At 46.1% G+C, this 18,306-nt stretch carries 19 protein-coding genes; 12 read left to right on the top strand and 7 right to left on the bottom strand.

All coding sequences use genetic code 11. The features are described 5' to 3' along the window. The 8 genes from QUA27_RS19375 to QUA27_RS19410 all read left to right on the top strand — a co-directional run. Positions 1-1,218, top strand: a 1,218-nt coding sequence (locus QUA27_RS19375) for a calcium-binding protein (protein ID WP_333069806.1), incomplete at its 5' end; no start/stop codon positions are given. Positions 1,219-1,842: 624 nt separating this feature from the next. Then, on the top strand, positions 1,843-2,808 hold the full coding sequence (locus QUA27_RS19380) for a threo-3-hydroxy-L-aspartate ammonia-lyase (RefSeq protein ID WP_333069807.1): 966 nt from the start codon (positions 1,843-1,845) through the stop codon (positions 2,806-2,808). A 119-nt stretch (positions 2,809-2,927) separates the two neighbouring features. Further along, positions 2,928-3,257, top strand: a complete 330-nt coding sequence (locus tag QUA27_RS19385) for a DUF7680 family protein (protein WP_333069808.1) — start codon at positions 2,928-2,930, stop codon at positions 3,255-3,257. A 192-nt stretch (positions 3,258-3,449) separates the two neighbouring features. After that, positions 3,450-3,833: a hypothetical protein gene (locus tag QUA27_RS19390; protein WP_333069809.1), complete on the top strand. Its 384-nt coding sequence runs from the start codon at positions 3,450-3,452 to the stop codon at positions 3,831-3,833. A 147-nt stretch (positions 3,834-3,980) separates the two neighbouring features. After that, positions 3,981-4,265: a hypothetical protein gene (locus QUA27_RS19395; protein WP_333069811.1), complete on the top strand. Its 285-nt coding sequence runs from the start codon at positions 3,981-3,983 to the stop codon at positions 4,263-4,265. Beyond that, positions 4,262-4,771: a PIN domain-containing protein gene (locus tag QUA27_RS19400; RefSeq protein ID WP_333069812.1), complete on the top strand. Its 510-nt coding sequence runs from the start codon at positions 4,262-4,264 to the stop codon at positions 4,769-4,771. The genes QUA27_RS19395 and QUA27_RS19400 overlap by 4 nt, the downstream gene beginning before the upstream one ends. Positions 4,772-5,063: 292 nt before the next feature. Beyond that, complete coding sequence (locus QUA27_RS19405; RefSeq protein WP_333069813.1) at positions 5,064-5,369, top strand: small RNA NsiR4-regulated ssr1528 family protein; 306 nt, start codon at positions 5,064-5,066, stop codon at positions 5,367-5,369. An 82-nt stretch (positions 5,370-5,451) separates the two neighbouring features. After that, positions 5,452-5,682 (top strand): hypothetical protein, encoded by a 231-nt coding sequence (locus tag QUA27_RS19410; protein WP_333069815.1) that lies wholly within the window; start codon positions 5,452-5,454, stop codon positions 5,680-5,682. A gap of 272 nt (positions 5,683-5,954) precedes the next feature. Here the strand turns inward: QUA27_RS19410 and QUA27_RS19415 are convergent, their stop codons facing one another. Further along, the gene (locus tag QUA27_RS19415) at positions 5,955-6,872 is read right to left on the bottom strand and encodes an NAD(P)H-dependent glycerol-3-phosphate dehydrogenase (protein WP_333069816.1); all 918 of its coding nucleotides are present in this window, start codon (positions 6,870-6,872) and stop codon (positions 5,955-5,957) included. Between the two features lie 111 nt (positions 6,873-6,983). Next, positions 6,984-7,412, bottom strand: coding sequence for an NUDIX domain-containing protein (locus QUA27_RS19420; protein ID WP_333069817.1), 429 nt, complete (start codon positions 7,410-7,412; stop codon positions 6,984-6,986). Between the two features lie 179 nt (positions 7,413-7,591). Between QUA27_RS19420 and QUA27_RS19425 the strand changes: the two genes are divergently transcribed. Both QUA27_RS19425 and QUA27_RS19430 read left to right on the top strand, forming a co-directional pair. Next, a complete protein-coding gene (locus QUA27_RS19425; RefSeq protein ID WP_333069819.1) occupies positions 7,592-8,512 on the top strand; it encodes an alpha/beta hydrolase in 921 nt (306 codons plus the stop codon). A gap of 11 nt (positions 8,513-8,523) precedes the next feature. Next, on the top strand, positions 8,524-10,203 hold the full coding sequence (locus QUA27_RS19430; RefSeq protein WP_333069820.1) for a phosphatidylglycerol lysyltransferase domain-containing protein: 1,680 nt from the start codon (positions 8,524-8,526) through the stop codon (positions 10,201-10,203). 163 nt (positions 10,204-10,366) lie between these two features. Here the strand turns inward: QUA27_RS19430 and QUA27_RS19435 are convergent, their stop codons facing one another. The 4 genes from QUA27_RS19435 to deoC all read right to left on the bottom strand — a co-directional run bounded on the left by QUA27_RS19435 (position 10,367) and on the right by deoC (position 15,238). Beyond that, the gene (locus QUA27_RS19435) at positions 10,367-11,593 is read right to left on the bottom strand and encodes a glycosyltransferase family 4 protein (RefSeq protein ID WP_333069821.1); all 1,227 of its coding nucleotides are present in this window, start codon (positions 11,591-11,593) and stop codon (positions 10,367-10,369) included. 26 nt (positions 11,594-11,619) lie between these two features. Further along, complete coding sequence (locus tag QUA27_RS19440; RefSeq protein WP_333069822.1) at positions 11,620-13,191, bottom strand: MFS transporter; 1,572 nt, start codon at positions 13,189-13,191, stop codon at positions 11,620-11,622. A 231-nt stretch (positions 13,192-13,422) separates the two neighbouring features. Next, positions 13,423-14,298, bottom strand: a complete 876-nt coding sequence (gene recO / locus QUA27_RS19445; RefSeq protein ID WP_333069823.1) for a DNA repair protein RecO — start codon at positions 14,296-14,298, stop codon at positions 13,423-13,425. Between the two features lie 259 nt (positions 14,299-14,557). After that, positions 14,558-15,238, bottom strand: coding sequence for a deoxyribose-phosphate aldolase (deoC, locus tag QUA27_RS19450; protein ID WP_333069825.1), 681 nt, complete (start codon positions 15,236-15,238; stop codon positions 14,558-14,560). Between the two features lie 397 nt (positions 15,239-15,635). On the opposite strand from deoC, the gene QUA27_RS19455 reads away from it, so the two are divergent. Continuing rightward, a complete protein-coding gene (locus QUA27_RS19455; protein ID WP_333069826.1) occupies positions 15,636-15,998 on the top strand; it encodes a hypothetical protein in 363 nt (120 codons plus the stop codon). A 351-nt stretch (positions 15,999-16,349) separates the two neighbouring features. After that, on the top strand, positions 16,350-17,372 hold the full coding sequence (locus QUA27_RS19460; protein WP_333069828.1) for a tetratricopeptide repeat protein: 1,023 nt from the start codon (positions 16,350-16,352) through the stop codon (positions 17,370-17,372). 92 nt (positions 17,373-17,464) lie between these two features. Here the strand turns inward: QUA27_RS19460 and QUA27_RS19465 are convergent, their stop codons facing one another. After that, positions 17,465-18,211, bottom strand: a complete 747-nt coding sequence (locus tag QUA27_RS19465; protein ID WP_333069830.1) for a hypothetical protein — start codon at positions 18,209-18,211, stop codon at positions 17,465-17,467. Positions 18,212-18,306: the final 95 nt, after the last annotated feature.

Raw genomic sequence — 18,306 nt, forward strand, 5'->3', positions numbered from 1 at the left:
ACCACTCCTGTCTTGTTTACCGGAAATGCTGATGCTAACAGCGTCACGGGTACTGAGTTTGCTGACATCTTCAGCGGCGGCAGCGGTGCAGATATTCTGACTGGCGGTGCTGGTGCGGATCTGTTTGTTTACAAAGCAGCAGGCGAAGGCGGTGATACGATTACTGACTTTACCTCTGGAACTGACAAATTCGAGTTTAGCGCGAGCGCTTTCGGTAATTTGACTACGACTAACTTTGACGCTGTAAGTGGTTCAAATCCTGACATTACTGGCAAAGAGTTAGTGATTTTCACAGGTGGCAGTTATGCCTCTTTGGAAGCTGCACAAGCTAAAGCCCTGGGCAATTCTACAACTGCTGGTTTCTTCGCCTTTACGAATGCGTCGAACGAAACAGTGTTGTATTTTGACTCGAACGGTACCGCAGCGGGTGGTTCTACCTTGATTGCGAATCTGGGTACTGCTGTTAGCAATCTGGGAACGGCGGACTTTGTATTTACAGGTACCACCGCCTCTGATAATGCGACTACTACCAACTCAGGTAGCGTTGCCGATTTAACTTCTGCTGGGAACACTTTCCCCATCGCCTTTAACAATTTCGGTTCAGGTGCTGGCGGTTACAACTTCACCACTCCTGTCTTGTTTACCGGAGATGCGACTGATAACAGCGTCACGGGTACTGAGTTTGCTGACATCTTCAGTGGCGGTTCTGGTGCCGACATTTTCGACGGTGGTTTCGGTAACGACAGCATTTCCGGCGACGATGGTAATGACAGCCTCTTCGGCGGTGGCGGTAGCGATACTCTCAACGGCGGTATCGGGAATGACACTTTAATCGGTGGTGTGGGAACCAATGTTCTCAACGGCGGTGCTGGTTTGGATGTGTTTGTGTTCAGCGGAACTACTGCTGACGGCGGGGATTTAATTACCAATTACAGCACTGCTGATGATGTAATTAACCTCGACAGCACTGGTTTTGCAGCCTTTACAACCGGATCTGGGCCTTTGGGTTCGAGTTTCTACGCTTACAGCAGTACAGTGTCTGATGTAACTGTGTTTGAAGCAACTTTAACCGGGCCATCCATCATGGCTATCTACGACGGTTTGTCTACTAAACTGTATTACGATAGCAACGGTTCTACGGTTGGTGGTAACAGTTTGTTTGCCACGGTCGATGTCAATTTGGGACCGACCGGTAATTCTGAATTGTTCTTGTTCTAAAGGACAAAAATCCTAATCGGGATATCGGCGGTACGGTTAGGGACACGGCAAGCCGTGTTCCTACAATAAACAGGTAAGGACACAGTAATACTGTGTCCTTTTTTTGGTTATTGTTAAACAATTTAGTCGCTCTTTTTTGGGTAGGGAAATGGCATAGCCAAGTTTTCTTTTACGTTGTTGTCTAGGGTTAGAGTCGATCGATCGCACTCGCGAGGGCAATTTCACCATCCAATCTGGTTTATTTTACCCGTTATATCGATTCCGGTTGTATCGGAATTATTAAACCGCAGAGGACACGGAGGATACAGAGAAAGGGAAGAGAGAGATGAATAATTCCGATGCGAACGGATTTGATCTTACCCAAAATCAGCACACGGCGCCTTGCCGTTTCCCTACAATTAATCGGCGCTGGTTAAATTTGTATTCATTAATTCTTCTCCTGTGCAAGTACAAACGACCCTTTACTTTTTGATAGTAAATTGTCATAGCTTTGATTTCAGTCAACAGCTTTTTTAATAATTAAGCGCAACAGCTAATGATAAAAATTTATAGTTTAATGGTAGGAGTGAAGCGGGCAATGCCCACCCTACAAATAGAGTCCTCGATCGCCCAAATCTAAAATCTATGAGTGCCGACTTCTGTGTCCAAAATTCCTTGTCAGTCAATTTCGCGGATGTGGAGGCGGCGGCAAATCGCTTGCAGGGCAAAGCTTTCAAGACGCCGGTGCTGACTTCGGAAACTTTCAACAAACGCACAAATTCTCAGGTATTTTTCAAGTGCGAGAACTTTCAGCGCACGGGTTCGTTTAAATTTCGGGGTGCTTGCAATGCTTTGATGCAGCTATCTGAAGCCGAAAAACAGCGGGGAGTGTTGACTTTTTCTTCGGGAAATCACGCGCAGGCGATCGCGTTGGCGGCACGGTTGCTAGAAATTCCTGCTACTGTTGTCATGCCGGCAGATGCGCCCAAAGTCAAGCAAGAAGCGACTCGCGGCTACGGCGCAGAGATTATTTTGTACGATCGCACTCAAGTTTCCCGCGAAGAGTTAACCGCTAAAATTGGCGCCGAACGGCACTTGACAATTATTCCTCCTTACGATAATGCGTGGGTGATTGCGGGACAAGGTACGGCGGCGCTGGAATTAATCGCAGAAGTTGGGGAGTTGGATTTGCTGTTAGTTTGTTGCGGTGGCGGGGGTTTGCTGTCGGGATGCGCGATCGCGACCAAAACTTTGTCTCCGCAGTGTAAGGTAATAGGGGTAGAACCGGAACAAGCAGACGATGCGGCGCGATCGTTCCGCACGAAAATGCTGCAAACAGTTACTAACCCGGATACGATTGCTGATGGTGCGCGCACGCCATCTTTGGGGAAATTAACCTTTCCTTTGGTGCTGCATTATGTTGATGATATGGCAACAGTTTCAGAAAAGGCGATTCGCAGCACAATGTTTTTTATGTGGGAACGCATGAAGATTGTTGTTGAACCGACAGGAGTGCTGGGGGCAGCAGCTTTACTTTCAGGTGTTGTGAAAGCTGAAAATGCGAGAGTTGGGATAATTGTCAGTGGGGGAAATGTCGATTTTAGTCATTAGTTATTGGATATCGGAATGATTTAACCGCCGAGAACGTAGAGAACACAGAAGGAGACAAGAGAGAGATGAATAATTCCGATGAAGAGCGGAATTGATATTATTAGTTAAGTAGCTTTGAGATGCTGCCATTAATCTTTGATACCTGCGTGTTCAAAAATGAGCTTTTATCGGGAGATTTGTCTATTGATTTATTTGCAGCAAAATTGCGGCTGGTAGTCGAAGGAACTGCACCTCAAGTTTATCGAGATGCCAATAAATTATTGGCCAATACCTTCGCAACTGATGGCATTAAAACCTTAATCCGGGAATTTTTCAGCCGATTGATATCGAAAAGCGAACGAATTGCTAATATTGCCGAGGGAATTATAGCGATCAGTAATGAAGAGGCACATTATTGGTGTGGTAAAATTGCCAATGGCAATCGTTCAAATGCTTTGAAAGCCTTATGAACCTTATTGCAAGATTGAAATTATGAAAGTAACGGATTTGACGTATCTACTCGTTCCAAGGCTCTGCCTTGGAACGCATATCAGGAGGCTCTGCCTCCAATATTTCCCAGCCACAAACGAGGCAGAGTATCGCTTACATCGGTTCCCAGGCAGAGCCTGGGAACCAGTTAATTTTATTAGGAAATTAATCTGATGAAAGTAGCTGATTTGTCAAACGAAACTTTAGCGAAGATTAAAACAGTGCGGTGGGATCGGATTATTGAGAAGCATGAAGGGCCGGAGACATGGGAGTCTGAGTTGAGATGCGGCGAACCAGAATTTATCGAGATTGAGGGGCAGTGGGTGTTATTGCCCGTTGAAGCATCTCGTCACCAAAATATCACGATTTGGCGGACAATTTGGAGCGCGGATGGCAACTCGCTGACTCTGTTTCTTAAGGATACAACTTTTGACGATGATATGTTTGTATCTGGATATATGGCTGTGTGCGATCGCCCAAAAGGAGAATTTTTTTTCTTAGCAGTATTGTACCACGAATGGTTTATCATTGAAAAAGCAGAGGTATTTGAATATTAATCTATAAATTTTTGGGATAATACCAATGCAGATTTAACTGCTTCCAAGGCTCTGCCTGGGAACCGATGTAAGCGAGGCTCTGCTTCGGGAGCGACTTTATCAGGCATAGTCCGATAACAAGTAAATTATTGAAGAGGTGAATTTATTATGACTATTGATGTGCGAAATGCAGTAGGTGCTGCTCAACGATATTTTGGTTCTCTGCAAGATGTGATAGGTTATCCTACGGAAGATTGGAGGCTGGAAGAAGCAGAACTCTCAGAGGATAAAAAACACTGGTTTATTACATTGGGGTTTATCCGACCCGTGGATAAAACAAGCAATCCCCTTGCTAATTTAATGCCAACTCCCAATTATGAACGAGAGTATAAAGTATTTAAAATAGATGCCACTACTGGGGAAGTGCAGTCTATGAAAATTCGCGAAGTATGAAAGATTTTGTTCGGTCTTTATTTGAGAAATACAAACAGAAAGGAATTTTAATTGATACAAATATCCTTTTGCTATGGTTTGTTGGTACGGTTAACCGGGAGCGAATTTCAAAATTTAATCGTACCGAAAAATTTGTGCCAGAAGATTACGATACTTTGCTGCAAATTTTGTCTGATTTTAACAAAATAGTTACAACTCCCAACATTCTGACAGAAGTTAACAGTTTAGCGAATCAGCTTGGGGAACCCGAACGTTCTCAATGTTTGTCTGTATTTGCTGAAGGAGTGGCCAGATTAAATGAATCCTATCTGGAAAGTACGGAGGTTGTTAGGACAGACAATTTTACTAAATTTGGCTTAACGGATTGTGGAATAGCCACTCTTGCAAAAAATAAGTATCTCGTACTGACTGATGACTTTAAATTAACTAATTACCTTGAAAACATTGGAATTGATACGATTAATTTCAATCATATTCGGCCCTATGGATGGAAGTTAAAAAAGTGACTGTATAAAAAAACGCCCAAACTATTCATCGAGAAAATCATGCCCGTAAATCTGCTAAACGAAAATGCTTCACTGCAATTGATGAGTTTTGGCAATCCTTTGTTTGAAGCAATGCTCGATGAGCTCGCCCTTGTGCCAAACTGTCCTTAATCGAACACTGTGAGGGGGACTGTTTAGCCTGTTTCACGAGTTTACGTTGTTTTGAGCTGTGCTAGAGTTTGGTGTTCAACTTTGGCACTTTTAGAACTAAACTACTTTTAATGACGATCGTCCTTTTTATTTAATTTGCACAATGTCTTCAGAAACAAACTCAGCGGCTCAATCTACAACTGGTGCAGATGCGATCGATGTGGCGATTGCCTCTGGAATCGACTTTGACGGTACTCCGATTCCGCAAGCAAAATTAGACCTCTACCAGCAAGTGATGGGATTAGAAGCGGGCAGACAGCGCAGTGGCGTGTCAAATACCATGCGATCGCGCATTGTCCGAATCGGTGTCAAACATCTGCCTCAAAGCGAGCTCGATAAAATGCTCGTTGCTGCAGACTTCGCCCCGCTGAAAGATAAAGAAGTTGCATTTTATTACGGCGGAAAGTAAAAATTATCTACCCTTTTAGACAGATGAACAGTCATCTCTGGATCGGTCAAACTTGGGACAAATCCTAGCAGAGGGTCAGTGTATGAATACTAACGGTAGTACAGTCATTAGCAACCTCGAGTATGATTTGTTAACTGTTTTGCAAAACAAGTCTGAAGCTTTGAAAGCCTACGAAACTTACATGAAAGATGCTCAGGAAATGGGTTCTCAGCCTTGTGCTGACCTGTTTAAAAAATTGCAGCAAGCTGACATGGAACACACGCAGGAAATTCGGCAGCACCTTCAACAGGTAATGCAGCAAGGCAAGATGTAAAGCTGGTGCAACTACCTCTGCAAGTTATGAGTTATTAAGTTATGACTTAAGTAGTAGCAGCGATCAGTTAAAGAGTTTGGGATTCACAACTCATCTTCAATGCCTTAAACTCTTTATCTACCGAGCGCTCAAAACATTAATCTGATCGCTCAACCAATGTCGCTGAGAACTCTTAATTTATAACTAGCAACTCGTGAACCCACTTCTTGAAATTTGAGGTAAGGGTAAGGACTTAGGCTTTGCTTAAGTCCTTACCTATCTAGCCGTACAGATTATAAAATCTCCGGTTTCAAAGCTCGTTCCATCAGCGATAAAACGGCTTGTTCGGCAGTAATTTCACCATTTAATAAGCGATAAACTTGACGAGAAACAGGCACTTCAATGCCGCGTTGATTAGCTAAATCAATCAACACATTAGTAGTATTGACTCCCTCAGCAGTGCTCTGTAATTCCTGCAAAATTTGCTCTAAAGATTTGCCTTCAGCTAATCCGAAGCCAACCCGATAATTACGCGATAAAGGACTGTTGCAAGTAGCGAGCAAGTCTCCTAAACCAGACAAACCGTAAAAAGTTTCTGCGCGAGCTCCCAAACGCACTCCCACCCGAATCATTTCCGGCAAAGCGCGAGTCAGCAAAGCAGATTTAGCATTAGTTCCTAATTGTAAACCGTCGCAAACACCAGCGGCGATCGCAAATACATTTTTCAAAGTTCCACCTAACTCAGTCCCCAGCGGGTCTTCATTCACATAAACCCGAAAAATATCAGAACTGTAAATATTTTGCACTTGCTTGGCCGCAGCTAAATCCGAACTCGCCGCTACCGTTGCAGCCGGCAACCCCTGCTGAATTTCCTCGGAAAGATTGGGGCCCGAAAGTACCACTATTGAATTGTTAGGAAAGGCATTTTGCCAAATTGGAGACGGAGTGCGCGTGCTCGCGGGGTCTAAACCTTTGGTGACCGTAACTATAATTGTACTGGGACTTAACTCTAAAGCCAAAAGTCGATCGACCGTTGCTCCAACTCCTTTCATCGAAACTGCCGAAACAACAACATCCGCACCTGTTATAACTGATTCGAGATTAAAAGAACTGCTGCGCGACCACAAATTAACTCGATCGCCTTTTTTGCCTCCCAGATTTGCCAGTGCTGAACCCCAAGCACCTCCGCCTAATATTGTCAAGCTTGCCATAGAATTTAGTTTAATGAATTTAACCGCAGATTAACACAGATAAATCACCGATAAATCATAGCAATCAATCTGCGTTAATCCGCGTGCATCTGCGGTTAACAAATCCTCACCCTACAAACGCGGCCGCAATCCATAATGACGGTAACGCCAATAATCGCGCAAAATGCGATCGTGATCGAAACATAATTGATCGGGAATCTGCCAAGATTCAAAAATCTGTAAATTTTTAGCATCGTCGGCCGCTTGAGGTTCCCCGGTTGCAGAAGCCAAGAATACAATACTGATAGTGTGTTCGCGGGCGTCGCGATTTGGGTCGGAATAAACGTAAAATTGCTCAATTAATTCTACATTCAAGCTTGTTTCTTCTAAAGCTTCGCGTTTTGCCGCCGTTTCTACGGATTCCCCGTAATCGACAAAGCCGCCGGGAATTGCCCAGCCGTAGGGAATATTGCGGCGTTCGATGAGTACGATCGGCCGATGGGGGCGATCGGCTAATTCGATGATAATATCAACTGTAGGAGCGGGATTTCGATAAGTCATACCATTTTAGATTAAAGAATTGAATAATTTAACATCGTTGCAGTTTAACTGTGGAACGGGCCCCAGAGACCGTTGCAGTTTAGCTGCAAAATGTGCGGTCGACCTCACCTACAGTTCTACAATATACTTGCATATAATGTACGGATTGCGATCGCAGACAAAAAATAGAGATTGAAAGTATGCCTAAGTGGCTGGGAAAAGTTTTAGGTATCGGTACGGGTACAATCGTCCTCCTCGGCGCGACTGGATACTGGTACGTTTTTATTGCCGGAGCACCTCAGTTAGACCCTCCGAAAGTAGTAGTAGATGCCAACTTAAATTTTGAACTCAAAACATATAAAAGTGCAGCTATGAATTCAGAGCGCACCTACGGCTTAATTTTGCCGCCTGGGTACGCAAAAAATCCTAAACAGCGCTATCCAGTCATTTTTTTGCTGCACGGCGGACACGGAGACGCGCGCGCTTATCAGGACAAAGCTGCTGTTACTTCTGTGCTTCACGATTTATATAAAAGCAAAAGATTGCCGCCATCAATTGTAATTACTCCTGACGGGAACGACAAGCGGGGTACGAGTCCTTTGTGGGACCCGCAGTATTTTGACGGGCCCAACGGTAAGGTGGGAAGCGCGATCGGCTCCGAGTTAGTGTCGATCGTAAAATCGCGCTACAGAACGCTGGAAGACCCCAAATTCTGGGCAATGGGAGGACAATCTTCGGGGGGTTGGGGAGCTTTTAATATCGGTTTGCGCTACTTGAATAATTTTAATATTCTGTTCAGCCACAGCGGTTATTTTACAGATCAAAGCGGCAAGGCTAACAGTCCTAAATATTTAGTAGAAAAACTCCCTGTTAAAGATAAACAGCAGTTGCGTGCTTATTTGGATGCGGGGGAAGCAGACGAAAAATTTCTGACTTCCACTCAACAGTTTCACGAGCAATTAAACAGTTTGGGTATAGCCAACGAGTTTAACAAATTTCCGGGAGGACACGGGATTGTCGGCCCGGATGTCGGTTGGAATTATTGGCACAAGCATTTAGCCGATTCTTTGAGCTATGTCGGAAAACAGTTTAAAATATCACTGGCAACACAGAAAAATTAGAAAGGTAAACAGTGTTACCTCAAAAAACTAGGATTGGACTCTGGACTGCATCATTTTTAACCGGATTGGTAGGAGTTATTAACTTGCTGTCTGCGGTAACTCCCAGTTTACCCGATCGCCGAAATTGGTTGGAGCCGTTTTTTCCTTTTCCCGTGCGTGCGGGCGGGCATTTTTTTGCAGCAGTTATCGGATTTATGCTGCTAACTCTGGCAACTAATTTGTTGCGGCGCAAGCGGATTGCTTGGTGGCTGACTGTGGGATTGTTAATCGTTTCTATTGTAATTCATTTAGTCAAGGGACTGGATGTTGAAGAAAGCTTGCTTTCTGGGGTACTGCTGTTTCATTTGTTGGTGATGCGGAAGACGTTTACAGCTAAATCCGATCGCCCTTCAATTGCTCAAGGAATTCGGGTTTTGCTGGGGGCTTTGCTGTTTACGCTGGCTTACGGGACGGCGGGTTTTTACATTCTGGATGGGGGTTTTAAAGTTAACGGACAAGCGGTTAATTTTGATTTAGACACAGCTTTGTTCCAGACTTTTGCCATGTTTTTTACGGCGGACAATGCGGGGTTGGTTCCGAAAAATCGGTTTGCTAACTTTTTTGCAGATTCGATTTATGCTGTAGGTACAGTAACGCTTGGTTACGCACTTTTAATGCTGCTGCGGCCGGTACTGCTACGAAATTCGGCAAGTATTTCGGAACGGAATAAAGCTCAAGAAGTTGTAGCAAAATATGGGCAGACAACGCTAGCGAGACTGGCGTTGCTTCCGGATAAATCTTATTATTTTAGTCCTTCGGGAAAAAGTACGATCGCCTATGTGCCGAAAGGTAGAGGTGCGATCGCTTTGGGAGACCCCATCGGGCCTGCTGAAGACCGCAAAGAAGCAATTCTAGGGTTTCAAGAATTTTGCTATCGCAATGATTGGTATCCAGCATTTTATCAAACTTTGCCCCAGGATCTAGAAATGTATTCTACTCTCGGTTTTCGAGTGGTGCAAATTGGCGAAGAAGCTATTGTCAATCTCAAAACTTTTACTCTCAAAGGCAAGAGCAATCAAAACTTGAGAACTGCTATCAACAGACTTACAAAAGCCGGTTATCAAATCGAATTTTACGAACCTCCTTTAAGTTCCGAATTGATGCGGCAAATGAAACTCGTCAGCGACGAGTGGCTGCAAATGGTTCAAGGCGCGGAAAAAAAGTTTTCGGTGGGTTGGTTTGACGAGGCATATTTGCGGGAAACTCGCGCCGCAGCCATCCGCACTCCCGACGGTAGAATTAGTGCTTTTGCTAATATGATATCGGCGGGAGATGGGGTAGTGGGAGTTGATTTAATGCGGCGTCGCACTGAGGTGGAAAATGGCACGATGGAGTGTTTGTTTGCTTCGATGTTGCAGCATTGTCAAGAATTGGGATATGAAGAATTTGATTTGGGTTTGTCGGCTTTGGCGGGAGTGGGAGAGGCTGATAAATCTGGGCGGTTGGAAAAGGTTCTGATTTATCTTTCGGAACACTTGAGCAAGTTTTATAATTTTAAGGGATTGCACAGTTTTAAAGATAAGTTTGGGCCGAAGTGGGAACCGCGTTATTTTGTTTATCCGAGTTTGGGAAGTTTGCCGGATGTTGTGGTTGCTTTGATTCGGGCCGATTCGGGCGATCGACTTTGGGATTATTTGCGCCCGGAAGGGTAGAAAAGTTCGGCAACGGATTCGCTTTCTTCCGATGTAACGGATGGATCGACTTCCCGCCTCTTCCTGGCAACCTATAGCCATAGGGAAGAGCCTCCTTTGGGGCTGCGAGGAGGCTCTTCCTCCGAATCTGCGTCTTCCGGTAAAGCCGGGGAACGAGCAACATTCATGCTAAACCGCGAATTAGTACGCGCTGCTTTTGCAAAACCTCTGCATAAAGCTTTTCCAACTCAGTAATATTCTGACTGAGAGTGTAGCGGTCGAGCGCCCGTTGGCGTGCTTTTTGACCGAGCAGCATTCCCAACTCAGGATGATCGCAAAACAGCGGCAGCAAGGTTTGCAACTGACTCCGTACCCGCTGAGTGTTCAAAACTATCCCCGCGCCTTCCTCCAAGGCCTCGCCGTCAGCACCGGCATCCGTTGCCAAACAAGCTAAACCGCAGGCCATCGCTTCCAGCAGCGACAGCGACAGTCCCTCCACCAAAGAAGGCAAAATAAATACGTCTGCACCCCGCAGAATTTCGATCCGGCGTTCCTCCTCGGCAACAAATCCGAGCCACACAATGCCATCATCTTCGCCGTAAAACAGTTGCAGCGAGGCGGCTAGGGGCCCGTCGCCTACGATCGCCAATACGTTCCCAGGGCCAAAATTGCACTGTTTCCATGCCTTGAGCAAAGCCTCGACATTTTTCTCCTGGGCAATGCGGCCTTGGTAAACAAAAATTCGATCGGCCTTTAATTCCGACTTCAACCCCGAAGGTCCTGGAGAATATTTAACAGCATCGACGCCGTTGGGAATCACAGCCACCCGTTCCTGTGGGACTCCCAACTTCACCAATATATCCCGCTGAATCTGAGAAAAAACGATCGTCGAGTCGTAGTTAGCCAAAAACGGAGCGTACAGTTGATACATCAGGTGTTGGGTTCCCGATGTCAAATTCCGCAATTTGCGATCGAACGGCGGGTGAAAAGTCGCCACCAGAGGCAAATTCAATTCTTGACAAATTTCGGGCAGCAAAAAGTCTAGAGGCGAAAGCGTCAGGGAAGCGTGAACAACATCGGGTTTGAGCCGCCGCAGAGATTTCATCAGCACTGTGCGGGACTTGAGAGTGGGAATCGTATAAATTTGCGATTTGTAGTGACAGGGTAAAGAGACTTCGTTGCAACTAGCGGGCGAGAGCGAATTGGTATATGAGGTTTGAGCAATTCCCTTGCCCCACGAACCATTGGCCATACTCCACGCCGTATTGTTCCTGTCCAGCGGGCCCGCTTCTTGGGCGAAGTGCAGGAAACTGACCTGGTATCCCCGGTCTAGTAGTGCGTTGGTGACTTCCCTGGAGTAAGTGACGTTACCGCAAAAAGGTGATTTTTTTCCTAGCCAAGCGATGTGCATTCGAGTAAATCAGAGTTTGTTATTTTTTAGCTTCGATCGACTTTACTATTACTGGTACGGAAAATATACCAGGTTAAGACACCCCCAGCCATCGCTAATCCTGCTAAAGCCAAAAATACTGTCGGCAAACCCAGAAATGTTTCCGCTACCCCGGCCAAAGCCAACGGTAAACTCAAAGCGATATTAGTGGCATTGTTTTGCAGCCCGAAAACTTTTCCCCGCATTTCTTCTGGGGTTTCTGCTTGAATTGTAGTCTGCATCGGCACTCCCACCAATGAGGCAAATAAACCCAACAGGGTAATGAACAGCACCGAGAGCCACAAATGGTGGGTAAATGCAGAAAGGCCCATCAGAGCAAATGCCATGCCGATCGATCCGATTAAACTCAGTTGGGAGTGAGAAAATTTGTGGCCGAGATAGCCGACTGTCGCTGCCCCAGCAGCCATGCCAACGCCCACCGCCGCCAGCAAAAAGCCAAATTGCGACGCTTTCATACCGGGGAGGATTTCTGCCAGCCGAACTGCTAGAACTGCCAAGGCTGCAAAAATGGAAAATAGAATAATTAGTTGAATTAAAGCATTGCGGACTTTCGGTTGATCGTTGATGTAACGCAGGCCGTCTTGCAAATCTGCTAAGGGGTGCGGCGGTTCGTGTTCGACTTCGTTTTTTTCGCCTGTTTTCATCGACAGCAACAGCACTCCGGCGAAGGCGTAACTTCCGCCTACTACTAATTCTTTGCCGATGCCGAGTCCGCCGCCGAGGTTGGAAAATAGGGTGTCTGCTAAAGCTAGTAAGGGTTCTCCGACTGCAAAGCCAATAATCACCGAAGCCATCATGGTTGTGGTGTAAAGGGAGTTTGCCGATAGCAGGTGGCGGCGTTCCACAATTAGGGGAATCACTGACTGTTCTGCTGGAGCGAAAAATTGAGTTAGAGTCGAAACGAGGAATGTCACTAGCAGCAGCAAGCAGAATCCGAGCGGCAGTTGACCGAGTTCCCACCCGTCAGAGAGCCACAGCAGTACGGGCAATGTTAAAACAAAGCCTCCCCGCAGCAGGTTTGTGGCGACTAGCACTGCTTTTTTCGACCACCGATCGACATACACGCCTGCGGCTGCCCCGAACAGCACTGCGGGAATCGTAAAGGCAATCATGATTGCCGATACCCACCTGCTGATGGTTTGATCTGGCGCTTGAAAGCGGCTGGCTACGAGGGCGATCGTCAGTACGAGATAAACTTTATCTGCTAGTTGGGAAAAAACTTGCCCGCTCCACAATGCTAGAAAATTTGGGTTTTTAAGCACTGGCAGAAATCCCGTTTCTTTTTCGGGAGTTTCGGCTACTGCTTTCGAGTCTTCTGCTGCTGGCTCTGGTGTGGGAACCGGGGGAATTGCTTCGGGTTGTGGGCTATTGCCGTTGGTTGACTCTGTTTCGGGAGTTGTGGGGTATTTATCCATTTCTGGGTCTGGGACGTTGCTCCATTGTCGGTCGGCGGAGACGGGATAAGAGTCAAAATCTGGAAAATTTTCTCGTTCTTCCATCTTGTGGTGGGTCACAGCTAACACAGATATTCTCAAATCAGAATCGGACAGTCGCATCATAGGATTTGGGGTGGATGGCCTGGGACGGTGGAGGTTGGGGGGATGGGAATTTGAAATTGAGGTGTTAACCCCTAAGTTTATTAATAATCTCGTAACTTTATCTCTATCTATTATCTGATGTCGCAACAACCTTGAGAATTTACCTCAAATGGCCGGCTGGTTCGGGTATCCGGCAGGTTGGGGGTGCGATGTACGATCGCCCGTTCACCTATTTAAGTCAACACTCAAAATTTAAAACTCAAAACTCTCTAGGTAGGTGTCGATCGAGCTTCCCGAGCGAATCGTGCAACCTAAATGATACTGGGCATATTGGCGCAAAATATTTTCTACTGATACCCAAGTTGTTCGATCGGCAATCCCCTCTCCTAGTTCTGGACTAGCCAACTGTTGCAGCGCTGCTAATTCCTTAGCATTTATCTCAAAATTTGTCAAGTGCTTGCTGCCATTCGTTTGCCGGGAACGGGAGGCGGATTTGTACAAGCTACCGATTTCTGAAGAGAGTTCTGCCTCTAGGTTAGCTAGCTCGGGCAAGCTGAAGGTTCCCCCAGAGGGTATACTAAACCCGGTTTGCCAGTTCGGATCGGTGAAATTTGGGATGAGCGGCCCTCTGGTGGCGCAGCAAACTTGGACTTGGGGCGCGAGGCCGGCTAAGGCTAGCAGGTGAAAAATGCCGTGGCTGAGGTGGGCGACAAGCACGGCGGCGGATTCGATTTCTGTGCGATCGGACAAACGCTCCAAACGGCTCAAGTGTTCGCCCAGCAACCAAAAGAGTTCTTCTTGGGGCTCATCGGAAAGGGCACTGGCGATCGCTAATTCGGCCAGATATTGCGCGGCGGAGAGTTTTCCGAGGTTGCGGCTCAAACCCGGATGGGATTGTACCGTGTCGGCTTGGGTAATTTTGTCGAGCGATCGGCCTTTGGCAATTAGCAATTCGTTAACGACAAATAACTCGCTTCTACCGCCGATGGTCGATCGCTGTTTGCGAACACCCGGTGCTACGGCTCGAATTAAGCCGAATTCCCGCGTCAAAATTGTCAGCACTCGATCGGATTCGCCGATGGGCGCACTCTTGAGATTGATTCCAGTTGCTTTGTAAGTTCGAGTCACTCGATTTTAGATTTTAGATTTTATATTTACTACAATACTTCGGACAGTTTCATTGTCCTCGTTGGTCGATCGACCTGAAACAGTCATTCTACTGTTGGCAATCAAAAACAGTCCGAAGTATTGTTACTAGACAGTAGCAAAAACAGTCCAATAGGCAGAACTTTTAGTTTTAGGGTGCGTAAAGGCGCACCAATTCCCAATTAGCCATGACCAATTAGCCATTGCTAATAACTAATAACTAATGACTAATGACTAATGACTAATGACTTTTATCTAAATTATCTCGCTGGCGGAGTAATTCCGGGCCGCGAGAAGTCCCCAAACGAGTTGCCCCAGCTACTACCAAATCTAGAGCTTGTTCATGAGTACGAATTCCGCCGGCCGCTTTAATCCCAATCCGTCCCTTCGTAACTTCCTTCAGCAGTCGCACATCGTCAACTTTCGCCGGGCCAAAAAAGCCAGTGTTGGTTTTGATGTAAGCCACACCAGCTTCCATACAAATCTCAGCCGCTAATTGTTTTTCAGGATCGGAAAGGAGCGAACTTTCGATAATTGCTTTGATGGTGAGATTAGTTTCTTCGCAAATTTGGGCTAATTCCCGGTGGAATTCGTCGATTCTTCCGGCTTTCAACAATCCTAAGTTAACGGAGACATCTAACTCTACTGCTCCATTATCTGCAGCTTCTAGAGCTTCGTAAATTTTCACCGTTGAAGTCGAAGCACCGGTGGGAAAACCTATAACTGTACAGACTTTGGAACGTTTGCCGTGCAGCAGCTCAACTGCTTGTCTGACATAGGCGGGATACACGCAAACTGTGACAAACCCAAATCTCTCTGCTTGTTGGCAACAGTATTCTACTTGCTCTGGCGTAGCGGTGGGGTCGATCAGGCCGTAGTCGATCAAGGGGGCAATATCGATGTCTGCCTGGTTTGCAGCCATTGCTGTTTTTTCTCCGAAGTAACTACTTCCTTATTATGTAGGGAATTTACCAATCTTCGACCGAAAGCAGCCCGGGTAGAACCCCTCTGAATTCATCCGTGAGGTCGCTTTCTCCAATTCTCCAATCGATTGACTTTACTCCAGCCCCGACTGAGTACCTGAGTACAAATACTCGATTTGCAGGTACCAACTCTGGTAGGAATTGGTTTACCAATTAATTTCCAAAAAATAATATTTTTGTATCTGCCTTTAGATACATTTTTCCTCTTTCTTTAGGTATACTTTGTTAAAAAGAGTTGCGGTAGAGCCTGCGCCAGCTACGCTATGGCAGAGCCTGGTAGCGTTTACTGTTTTTACTCTCAGTAGTGCTTTAAAAACATAAAAGCCAGTGCCAAGCATGAATCATTTAGAACTCGAACAAGAAATTGGGAAAATGGCTATAGCGATGATGAGTCGCAATAGTTTAATTGGTAAAGATTTGATTGCGGATCTCAGAGGGCGGCTGTCTGTTGACAGTTTAGCTGCTTTGATGATTGTCAGTATGGAGCGTTTGATTTGGTCTGACTGCGAGTCCGTAATCTGGAGTTTGAGTTATTTGATTCCTGCTGACGTGATGGAAGAAATTCGCCGGATTACTGCGCTAGTTGTCTGCCAGCGGTTGATGGGCAAGGGTTTTTTGCTGGGGAAAGATTTTAGTATTGATGGAACAGGCCAGTTGATGTTGAGTGACAATGCTAAAACAGCGGTTGTGGTTGCTTGAATTGGGCAAGCAGAATTTGGATCTATTAGCAGTATAAGATTTGCAGTTGGACTTTGGGCGCTCTAGCAATCTTTGTGTGACTGCAAACCTAATTTGGGATGCGGTAATAGTGGCGTGATTCAGGCTGATTTGAGATTTGCAGCAGCTTCAATAAGCAATGAGTGCGGTTAGCTAAAAGACGATTTTCCGAGAGAAAAATAGTTAGGATCAACGGCTAATTGTTGAGGTTGTTAGTGGCAGTTTGTACCGGCGATCCCCCTGTATCAAAAGTTTCCGATTTTTAGTGGAATTACAGTTTTACTCCCAGTAGGATTTCAGGTAGAATCATCCTTAAGATAGATACGAAATATTATGAACTTAATTCAAAACTTGGAAGCGGCTTGGTATTACCATCTGGGTTCGCGTCACCTCGAAGCTAACGATGATCATGGTGCTCTGGCGAACTTTAACAGAGCTTTGAAGTTGCAATCAGATCATTATAAGGCTTGGTTCGGCCGAGGTATGGCTCTGGGGAAATTAGAACGACACTTAGAGGCGCTGAAGAGTTTTGATGAAGCCTTGGCGGTGGAGCCGAATGCGAGCTTTGGCTGGCACAACCGGGCTATTGCTTTAGGAAAGTTGGGCCAGTGGTTGGAGGCTCTCAATAGTTTTGACCGGGCTCTGGAGTTCAGTCCGTGCGCGGCGAGTATTTGGCACAACCGGGGACTGACGCTGATCGATATGGGGCTTTACGAGAAGGCAGTTCTGAGTTTCGATCGCTCTTTAAATTTGCACCCGGAGGCTGCTTGGGCGTGGTACAACCGAGGTAATGCCTTGTTGGAACTCAAGCTTTACTATCAGGCACTCAACAGTTTTGACCGGGCGATCGAGTTTAACCCAGACGACGCAAAGGCTTGGTACAATCGCGGTATAGCTGCGAACTCCATGGGACTTTACAAACAAGCAGTGGCTAGTTTTAGCCGATCGATCGCTCTACAACCGGGCAGAGCCGAAGCTGTGGGCGAACGGAGAGTTGCTTTAGAGAAATTAGTAGGTTTAAATCAGAGAAATGCCAAGTTCACTCCCACCTCTGAGCGTCCCTTTGAAGATTATTTAATTTGGTACAACCGGGGTGTGGAATTGGCGCGAAAAGGCTGCTACTCTGAGGCGATTGCTTGCTATGAAACAGTCTTAGAAATAAATCCTGATTTTGCTAACGCTTTTTACAATAAAGCTTGCTGTTATGCGCTACTGGGATTTGCTGATTTTGCCCTTGACAATTTGCAGCGGGCTGTTGAGTTGATCCCTAATTTATACCGAGAGCTAGCTTTAGCTGACTCTGATTTAAGCTGCATTTGGAAACAAGAACGTTTTGAAACGCTAATCCAAGGTTGATTTTACACAAAAAACAGCTCGCCAATGGGGCGAGCTGTTTTTTTTGGGTGGCGCACATTCGATCGCCCTCAAGAGTATTTCTGCAATCTTTGCTATTGCAGAGAAACTCGGATTGAGGGCTTGACCGGCTTCTTGGCAACTACGATTACCCGGTAGGTTCCGGACTCGGGGAGTTGAGCAAAAGTTTGACCTTCACCTTGATCTAGGAGTTGTCCCGACGGAGATTGGATCGCCAGATCTAGATTTTTGTTGCTAGCTGTCACCCTGATTGTTTGTCCCTGTTTGCCTTGAACCGTGATCGGCTGGATTTGGTAGCCGGACATTTTGAGTTTGACTGTGGCTTGTTTTTCCCTGAAGGCTATGGGAATTGCGCGATCGGGCCTATAAGTCCACTTAGCGTTAAAATCGCGTCCGAGTACAAAGCTGGTGGTTTCACCTTTCGGGGTAACTCGCACGCGGTAGATGCCTGACTCTGGCAACTGGCCAATCCACTGATTGTCTGATTTTTCAATAACCCCCATATTTTCACCATTGGGACTGTACAGTTCGGCTGTCAGTTGTCCCGCCCACAGGGAAAGAGTGAGTTCTCGTCCTTTGATGCCTTCAAAAATATAGGTGGTGGGTTGGTTGATGGTTTCTCGGATTTCCGAGGTTGACATTCGCTTGATCGGTTCAAGGTTGGGAACTGATTCAGAGGTAACGGGTTTGTTAAGGGTTTCTGTAATTTCCGAGGCAGCCATCAGCTCGCTCGGCGCAATTTTGGGGGCTACTGGGCTGGCAAATACTGATTTTGCCGTCATCATGAGTAGCATTCCAGTCAGTAAAATTAGTTTTTTCATGTCGCACTTCCGAGGGGGGTAAGGAATTGTATATGGTTACTTGTGTTTGCCTGTTTTCACCGGATTAAATCTGGCGATGGCACAGAGGCTACAGG

Origin of the sequence: Microcoleus harperi Pol14_C6, assembly GCF_036701295.1 — a bacterium.
GTDB lineage: Bacteria > Cyanobacteriota > Cyanobacteriia > Cyanobacteriales > Microcoleaceae > Microcoleus.